Below are 8,666 nucleotides of genomic sequence, written 5' to 3' on the forward strand. Positions count from 1 at the left end.
AGATGCGGTTACCGAGCCGATCGCGATTTTGTGCGCAGATACTTATGCCTTAGGGACGAGTGGCATCGCGCAGGCCGGCGCTGACCTAGATGGAGCGGCTAGCGCCGCGGTACCTTCTCGGCACTTCTGGAGAGCAAAATCCAAAAATTCATACTCCTGAGGCACGACCTCTTGCACCTCCCAGGTCGATCGCTCGAGTTCTGCCGCCTTGAAATGGCCAACCACCACGACTCCTGAGCTGCACGAAATATCGAGCGCCTCACGCAACCTCGTACGGGCGGCCAGCTCCCATGCCGCCTCCGACGCACATCGCTACCACGACATACTTCGCACCGCGGCGCTTGCCCCTCGATGAGAGCATGCAACACCAGTCGCGCCCCGGTCATGCCATAGGGATGGCCGATTGAGATGGCTCCGCCGTGACGTTCTAAATGGCGGGATCGATCCCGAAGTGGTCCCGGCAATAGAGGGTCTGGCAGGAAGGCCTCGTTGAGCTCCCACACTGCGATGCCGCGGTAGATTCCCAAGGGCTGCATGCCACGCTTCCCGGCGAGCGATCGCTCCATCACAACGCATGTTGAGGCGCCGTCCGAAAGTTGGCTCGCGTTGCCGGCTGTGACAACACCACGCGCAGTCGATGAAGGCATGGCCATGCCGCGACACATAGCAAGCGAATACGCCAATCTGGCAGACCGTATGTTCGTTGTCCGAGAGGTGGCTCGTCCGCAGTATGCGATGAGCGAGGGTTGCGCCGGGTGGGGCCGGCACCGAGCCTCTCGCATAGGAGGACGAGCCGTGCGGCAGGATAGCAAAATCTACGTGGGACTGGATACGTCGAAGCTGAAGATCTCGGTAGCCGTGGCCGAGGCGGGGCGCGATGGCGACGTGCGCTTCATCGGTGAGATCGATAGCGCGCCTGATGCGATGGAGCGACTGGTTACGAAGCTCGCCAAAAGGCACCGGTACCTCGCCTTTTGCTACGAAGCCGGCCCGACCGGCTACGGTCTCCATCGTCAGATCACACGGCTTGGCCACGACTGTATCGTGGTTGCACCATCACTGATCCCAAAGCGGCCTGGAGAACGGGTCAAGACCAACCGCCGTGATGCGCTGACCCTGGCCAAGCTACATCGTGCGGGAGAGCTGACCGCGGTCTGGGTACCGGATCCGGAGCACGAGGCGGTGCGAGAACTGGTACGTGCCAGGGAAGCCGCGATGGAAGATCTGCGGCGGGCCCGTCAGCACTTGCATTCCTTCCTGCTGCGTCACGGCCGGGTCTTCACCGGCCGTCAAGCGTGGACCAAGGCGCATACACGATGGCTGTGCGAGCAACGCTTCGAGCATCCGGCGCAGTATCTCGTGCTGGCCGAGTATCGCGAAGCGATCGAGGCCGCCGAGATCCGGCCCAAGCGCCTGGACGAACAAGTTGCCGCGGCGGTGAGCTCATGGTCCATGGCTCCAGTGATCGCCGCCTACCAGGCGTTACGCGGCGTCGCCCTCCTGACCGCGGTCACCTTCGTCACCGAAATCGGCGACAGGCGCCGCTTCGACAGCCCGCGCCAACTGATGGCGTATCTCGGCCTGGTGCCCTGCGAAAACTCCACGGGGGAACGCGTCCGGCGCGGCAGCATCACCAAAGCTGGCAATGGCCGGGCGCGCCGCGTGCTCATTGAGGGCGCCTGGACTTACCGTTTTCCCGCCCGGATGAGCCGCCTGCTGCAGGAGCGGCAGGCCGGTCTGACGAAAGCGGTGCGCGACATCGCCTGGAAAGCCCAAGTCAGACTCTGCGCTCGCTATCGCAAGCTGATGGCACGTGGCAAACGCCAGGCAGTCGTCACCGCGGCCATCGCCCGGGAAATGGCCGCCTTCCTCTGGGCTATCGGCCGAGAGGTGGAGCCGCACAGCGCAACCTGATCGCTTGCCGAATTAGCCAACGCTTCCTTCCACCTCAACACAGGAGAACTCTCAGGAGCCTACATCATTGTTGCGCATCGCTGGGGGCGGAGCCCCGGTTGGGAAACTCTCGCACCAATTGTGTGGCCGACATTGTCGATGCGCGCTGGCAGATCGAGGCAGCCCCGGACGAACAAACGGAAATGCGGTATCCAACCCGCGTATCAGAGTCTGCAAACCGTCGTCACAGCGGCTCTGCCTCCTGCGCTGCGTAACAATCATCCAATCGGCAACTCCGGCACAAACGGAGATCGCACTCTCATGCCGATAATCCTGGACAACGAACATCAGAATTGGTGATTTTGCCTGCCGAGCCGGTGTACTGACGTGCCACCCTGCACGACGCCTTACCCTGTTTCAAAAAACCGGTCTCGTCGATCACCAAAACCGCGTCTTCATCGCCAAGCGTTTCCAGCGCGTACTCACGCACAATGTCGCGCAGCGCGTCGGCGTCCCACTGCCCCCGGCCCAGGATCGCCTGCTGGCGCCACGGGCCCGGATCGCCGGCCGCTTCCGCCCGCATCCAGCCCGTCTTGCGCGGCTCGTTGCCCAACAGTCCGTCGAGAAACTGCCCCGCTGAGGCCGCGACCCGCTCCTGCGTAAACAGCGGACGGATACGTTGCTTGATGTCTCGCAACGGCGAAGCCCACAGCGTCAGCGTATCTTCAACTGACGCGCCACCAATCATCAGATCCCGAATCATGGTGACCCACGGATTCAGAGCTCACCGCAAATAGTTCGCGGTAGGGACGCTCATTTCTGAGCGCCCCCCCGCACGGATCCGGACGAGCCCAATTAAGGCATCCGGCTCTTACCTTGGGTATGTGACGGCGAAGCGCTGTTGTGGCCAGCGATGGAGGATACGGGGTTGAGGGAGCCATTCATCCGCCAACTTCGTCATGCGGTCCCACGTGAAGCCGTCTCGTTGGCTCCGCCGCCGAAGCGTTCGACGCCAGAGATCGGTCACATAGTTGCGGAACGCTGAGAGCGCCCGCCCATTTGTAGGAACCCCGTAGTATGCGAAGTGGCCGGTGACGACCTGTCTCAGCCATACCCCTGTGCGTGGATCGGTTGGTGCATCCGTCGTCGCAGCTCTTCCTTGACGTCCTGAAGCTTCCTCCGCAGACGGTCGCGACGGGACTTCCTTGCGAGCAGGAAGCTCCCCCGGCGCGACTTACCGCAGATGTGGGTGAAGCCCAGAAACATGAAGGTCTCCGGTTTGCCAAGGCCCGCCCTTTGCGATGGGCCGCCGCACGGCGACCGAACTCAATCAGGCGGGTCTTGTCTGGATGGAGTGTCAACGCGAATGCTTCAAACCGTTCACGCATCGCATCAAGGAAACGGCGAGCCTCGTCCTCATGCTCGAAGCCAACCACGAGATCATCGGCATAGCGCACGATAATCATGTCGCCGTGGGCCTCTTGCCGTCGCCGGCGTTCGGCCCAGAGATCGAACGGGTAGTGCAGGTAAGCATTGGCGAGCAGCGGCGAAATCACTGATCCCTGCCCCGTGCCCCTGTCGTCCACGGTTTCTTCGAGAATGCCCGCCTTCAGCCATTTACGGATCAGGCGGATGATGCGCTTGTCGCCGACGCGGTGTTTCCAAAAACTGGACCAGCCAGTCTTGGTTCACACTTCCGAGAAAGTTTTGCACGTCGGCGTCAAGTATCCAGTTCACCTTCCGCGTGGTGATCGCTACCGCCAGGGCGTCCAACCCATCATGTGGGCCTCTACCGGGTCGAAACCCGTAGGAGAAGCCGACAGTCGCCTTCGTAGATGGCGTTGAGCACCATGACGGTCGCGCCCTGGACGATTTTGTCCTCCACGGCAGCGATCGCCAGCGCTCTCTCCCGGCCGTCACTCTTCGGGATATACGTCCGACGTGACGGTTGGGGACGATACGCTCCTCTGTGGACCCGCCGGTGCAGATCTGCAAGCCGAGGCTCCAGATCTGTCTCGAAGTCCTGCCATGTCACACCATCCACGCCGGGACTGCTTTGCGCTTGAGCGCGTAGAAAGCCATGCGGAGTGTGTCGGTATTGATATGGTGGAGAAGCGCGGTGAACCGCTCCTTCTTCCTCTGCCTTGCGGCTTGCCGTACGCGATCAAGCTCCTGGATCACACGATCCCGGCCCTGTGTCCGGAGTGTGCTTTGCTGTCTCGCGTTTCCCTTGGTCCCCACCCTTTGCTCCATCGCCTCCGCCACCGTACCTCCGGCTTTGTTTGGCGACTTCATAGCCACTATGGCGGAGTCAGACTTCTCCAGATCGTTCATCGGCGGCTACGGCTCCTCGCCTTCCCGCCGCGGGCCAGGCTGCTTCCATGAGCATCTGGCCGACCAGGAGAGCTCCCGGTTCCCGTACAAGAAGCTTCTGCACATGCCAGGGTCTGCGACCACGCCGAGACGACCTGGCGCTCGCGATATCGCGCCCCTTCGTGTTGCCTTCCGCTCAGTTGACAGCGTCGGCTCTCGGGAAAACATTCTTTCGCGGCTCGATGGCTGGCCTATGCGCCCCCCTGCCGACGCTTCGCCGACATCCTCGCGGACGCCTGCGCACGGCTCGGGGCCGATGTGGATCGCTACTCCTTCATCGCAGTGGACTTCCACCACCTACTCCTTGCCGGTCTCCCGGCGCACCAACTGTAATGCTAATCAGTCGATCCTGTGGAGCGTCGGGCGATCCGCTAGGCTAGTTTCTGTCGCGAAAGACCTTTCGCCCTTTAAAATAAGGGCTATTTCGCGATTTTCGAGCACGTTTTTTCTTGCGACGTACATGTGCATAGTATCACATTCTTCATATGAAGCATGTTGATTCGGAATCGCCTTCGGATGTCGCGCGCTGGCTGCGCAGCGAATCGACAAATCTCTGGCCTGCGCTTCTGGGTTCGCTGAGCCTGCGTCGTAGCCGGTGCATCCGCAAGAATTGCCCGGCGTGCCGGTCTGGCGAACAGCATCAAAGTTATGTGCTCTACGGTCGCGCCTACTGCGCGCCGGCCGAAGCACGACGCCTTCCAGCGCGGNTTCGTCCGTCTAACTCCGCAAACACTGAAAGCGGTCAACAAGGGTATCCTGCCGGTGCCTGCGATCGTGACAGCAAGGTCTTTTTTTAACCCGTGTAAGATAAAGAGCATCCTTGAGGATCAGTGCTTCTGCTCGGTCGTAGATCGCTGCCGGCGGGCAACGCCGGTGATGAGTTCGACCTTCGAAAACGTCTCGGACATAGGCGTATGCCTAGCTCCCCTGGATAAGCCGGTGTCCGGTCAAACAGGGGGCAGTTCACGCGGTGCGCTCGTCAGCGAAACTCGGTCGAAAGCGTTAGCACCTTCAAGACACCGTATTCGGCGCGGGGACCTATCACTTCCGGTCGTCTATTTCAGTCGCGTCCGGCGTCGAAGGCTTTAGGCCTCTAGTCATAGTGCGATGCTACGCGCTGGTCCGCCGCGGGCTTGCCATCAGATAAAATCATGTCGGATGCTTTTTCAGCGATCATGATCGTCGAAGCGTTCGTATTGCCGGCGACGATCGAGGGCATGATTGAGGCATCCACCACGCGGAATCCGACGATCCCGCGCACACGCAGCCTGGCATCGACCACGGTATTCGGACCCTCGCTCATAGCGCAGGTCCCCACTGGATGTAGGGTCGCGGCGCCGCGATTGCGCATGTCGTCTACGAACTGCTCGTCCGTTTTCACTGCGGGGCCAGGCAAGACCTCCTCCACAATGAGATCCTTCAAGGCACTTTGGCCGGCGATTTTGCGCGCAGGCTTCGCGTTATAGGGTGTACCAGTTGCGAAAACTGAGGCTCAAGCCGTTCATTTAACCGAGGAGATAGCTCATCCTGTCAACGACGGCGCAGCACATGCTTTAAAATATCGTGCCGTACGTCGCGTACACGAAAGGAGCAGGTCGAGACGCAATCAAATGGCCGAGCCCTTGCCGTACAAGCGTAACCCCCGTGATCTACGCATAGCCCTCGGGTCCCGGCTTCGCTTGCCTGGCTGAAGGGCATTGAGTGAGGTCCGGCGTGCTCCTTTCCCGTACTCATAATTATGCCTACTTCGTCCTCAACATCGTCCGCTATTCCGCAAGCCTAATTGCAACGGAAGCGGATGCGGAACGACGTGCTGAGCGTACTGGGCGCGACGAGGTAGCCCATGGCGTCGCCTCGCGACGGGCCGTTTGACCTGCGAACACTGCAAGCGGCGAACGCGGATAAGACTCCGCATCTGCAGCATCTGCGTGAATTTGCGAATGCCCTAGACGACATTCGCGAGCGGCTTGGTGGGAGTGAGGCGCCTTACACTGCACCGGCCATCTACGCTGACGGGCACGTCACCTTCGATAGTGGCGAGACGAACGACGCGATGCTGTTCGCCGTAATCATTGACCGCATAATGGATCGTGGCGCGATTGTCCCAGATGGCGACATCGCCCTCGTTCCAGTTCCAGCGCACGGTGTTTTCGGGCGCCGTGATATGAGACTGGAACAGATCGAACAGCCTGTGGCCGTCATACTTCGGGATGTCAACGAAACGCTGCACGTAAGTGCCGAGTACCAGCGTGCACTCGCCGGTCTCGGGGTGGACACGCACGACGGGATGCTCGGTCTCGTAGATCGTTGCGGTATAGAACTCGCGAAAATACTTCTTATCGATGTCGCGGGCACGGCTGATTCCCGCGAAGTCGAAGACGTTGCTGTGAACGGCCCAGAGGTCGTTGGCAAGCCGTTGTAGCGGCGGTGGCAGGTCCAGATACGCGGTCGCGGCGTTTGACCAGACCGTATCGCCGCCGAATGGTGGGATCACCACGCCTCGTAGCACCGAAATTTTGGGATAGGCATCAACGTAGCTGAAATCGATGTGCCACCTGTCAGCCCGGGTACCTCCGTGGGTGCAATCAAGCTCGAGGATCGACCCGATGCACTTGGTAATCGGAACCGGCAGGAGCTTCCCCAAACGAAGGGCAAAGCGCTCATGCTGGGCCTTATCGAGGTGCCCCTGGTCGCGGAAGAAGATGACCTTGTGCTCAAGCAGCAGGCCGTTTATCGCAGCGATGGTCTCGTCCGGCAAATCGCCCGACAGCTTGACATTCTTGATTTCAGCCCCGATGCGCGCTGCGCGTCTGACGACATTGGTACGTGGAATGACATTATAGATCAAAACCGTTTCACTCATGGTGGTCCCTCCAATGTTGCAGGGTTCTTCGCCAGATATACCATTCAGCCGCGATAGAAGTCGCTGGCTTTCACGGCAGCGCTCGCGTTACCTGGTGATCTGCAGCAAGCGCTGTGCCAGTTGCGAAAACTGAGCCTCAATCCGTTCATGTTAACCGAGGAGATAGCTCATCCTGCCAACAACAGCGCAGCACCTACCAGCCGCTCAGTCGCATTTGGAAACTTTCTTGTGCGAGGCGATCGCCGAGGCCTTGGCAATCGAAAAGAAGCGTCTCTGATGTCGACTGTCGGATCTGCGACATGCTGTCGAGTCCACGACACGTCTGCTTGAACAAATACGCGACAATTCAAGCTCTTCCAGTTGGCACGAGGCTTGAAAAAGAGATGCCATCCAGGGATCGCATGCTAGGGAGCCCCAGTGATGGGCTTACAGGAATATCGCCTGTCAGTTCACGTCTGGATCGTGAATTCGACGGGCACAAGGCGACCTAATACGTGTTCGTATACGACTTAATCGCGGTGATCGACTACGCCGATATCATGGTCGCGCCGCATCCATTGCGCGATCTGGTGATCGAGTGGTTCTGCGGGCGGCCACCTGCATGCTTTCCTCACGCTGAACTCACGCGAAAAGGTCGATGCGCTGGCAGAAGTTATGGGTAAAGGCAAGAAGATAGTCTCATTAAGGAACGAGGGTGCGCAAGACCCAAACTCAACGGCCGGTCCAAACTCGGCGCGTCGGCCGTGAGGCGGGCCAGCGCAATGCTGTGTATGACTGCCCATCCGCATGTCCTCGTGAATTCTAGGCGGGAAGAGACCCCTCTCGGTAGTAAGAGGTCGTTTGTCCGCCGCGGCAAACAGGGCAACACCATGCAAGCCGAAAAAAGCCGGTGTCGGCTTCGCGGCCCGAACTGAGAGATGGATGATCCACCACGTCGCAGTCGAGCTCAGTGAAAGCGCGAAACTCGCGTGGCCGATGGCGCTGACCCAGGTTGGGCAGATCGTAATGATGACAACTGATCTTGCCTTCATCGGGCACATCGGTACAGAGACGGTAGCTGCGGCAGCGCTGGCCGGCAGAATCTATGTCTTTGCGTTTACGTTTGGCACGGGCCTGCTGGCGCCGGAGCTATCGCCGAAAGTTGGTGACGGTGGGAATCGGAAAGGCGGCATATCGTGGGGGTGCTTGACGCCTCCACTTCTCCACCGAAGGAGCGATATGCCGTATCCAAGGATAACATCATCAAGCTGATTCAGCCAGGAAACGTCGCCGATCAACTCACAGAAGTCCTGCGTCGCGGGGCACGAGCCCTTCTCGCCCAGGCGGTCGAGGCCGAGGTCGCGGACTTTCTCGGCAAGCATGCCGATTTGAAGACCGCGGATGGCTACCAGCGCGTCGTCCGCCACGGTCACCTGCCGGAGCGCGAGGTGANGACNGGTATCGGTCCGGTCGCTGTGCGCCAACCACGTGTGCGCGATCGCGAGGCGGACGCCACCGATCCCGACCGCATCCGGTTCTCGCCGTCGATCCTGCCACC

General features: G+C 60.2%; 7 protein-coding genes and 2 pseudogenes. 3 read left to right on the forward strand and 6 right to left on the reverse strand.

Annotated elements, in window-relative coordinates; genetic code table 11:
- Positions 1 to 98: 98 nt before the first annotated feature.
- The gene (locus tag YUO_RS48360; RefSeq protein ID WP_347335966.1) at positions 99 to 653 is read right to left on the reverse strand and encodes a thiolase family protein; all 555 of its coding nucleotides are present in this window, start codon (positions 651 to 653) and stop codon (positions 99 to 101) included.
- A 142-nt stretch (positions 654 to 795) separates the two neighbouring features.
- On the opposite strand from YUO_RS48360, the gene YUO_RS0137090 reads away from it, so the two are divergent.
- Positions 796 to 1,914 carry an IS110 family RNA-guided transposase gene (locus YUO_RS0137090; RefSeq protein WP_028351653.1) on the forward strand — a complete coding sequence of 373 codons (1,119 nt, stop codon included), beginning with the start codon at positions 796 to 798 and terminating at the stop codon, positions 1,912 to 1,914.
- A gap of 322 nt (positions 1,915 to 2,236) precedes the next feature.
- On the opposite strand, the pseudogene YUO_RS0137095 reads toward YUO_RS0137090, so the two are convergent.
- From YUO_RS0137095 to YUO_RS0137120, 5 genes and pseudogenes are all read right to left on the reverse strand, one after another.
- Positions 2,237 to 2,656 (reverse strand): annotated as a pseudogene (locus YUO_RS0137095) (transposase); the annotation flags it as partial.
- A 178-nt stretch (positions 2,657 to 2,834) separates the two neighbouring features.
- Positions 2,835 to 3,479: a reverse transcriptase domain-containing protein gene (locus YUO_RS48800; RefSeq protein WP_488226350.1), complete on the reverse strand. Its 645-nt coding sequence runs from the start codon at positions 3,477 to 3,479 to the stop codon at positions 2,835 to 2,837.
- Positions 3,480 to 3,924: 445 nt separating this feature from the next.
- Positions 3,925 to 4,227, reverse strand: a complete 303-nt coding sequence (locus YUO_RS48805; RefSeq protein WP_347335967.1) for a hypothetical protein — start codon at positions 4,225 to 4,227, stop codon at positions 3,925 to 3,927.
- 1,132 nt (positions 4,228 to 5,359) lie between these two features.
- A complete protein-coding gene (locus YUO_RS0137115) occupies positions 5,360 to 5,707 on the reverse strand; it encodes a GMC oxidoreductase (RefSeq protein ID WP_083754885.1) in 348 nt (115 codons plus the stop codon).
- A gap of 504 nt (positions 5,708 to 6,211) precedes the next feature.
- On the reverse strand, positions 6,212 to 7,129 hold the full coding sequence (locus tag YUO_RS0137120) for a TauD/TfdA dioxygenase family protein (RefSeq protein WP_028351657.1): 918 nt from the start codon (positions 7,127 to 7,129) through the stop codon (positions 6,212 to 6,214).
- A gap of 975 nt (positions 7,130 to 8,104) precedes the next feature.
- On the opposite strand from YUO_RS0137120, the gene YUO_RS46880 reads away from it, so the two are divergent.
- Both YUO_RS46880 and YUO_RS0137125 read left to right on the forward strand, forming a co-directional pair.
- Complete coding sequence (locus YUO_RS46880; protein WP_430649590.1) at positions 8,105 to 8,380, forward strand: hypothetical protein; 276 nt, start codon at positions 8,105 to 8,107, stop codon at positions 8,378 to 8,380.
- Positions 8,311 to 8,666, forward strand: a pseudogene (locus YUO_RS0137125) (hypothetical protein); the annotation flags it as partial. The gene YUO_RS46880 and the pseudogene YUO_RS0137125, both read left to right, overlap by 70 nt.

Origin of the sequence: Bradyrhizobium murdochi (genome assembly GCF_000472965.1) — a bacterium.
Lineage (GTDB): Bacteria > Pseudomonadota > Alphaproteobacteria > Rhizobiales > Xanthobacteraceae > Bradyrhizobium > Bradyrhizobium murdochi.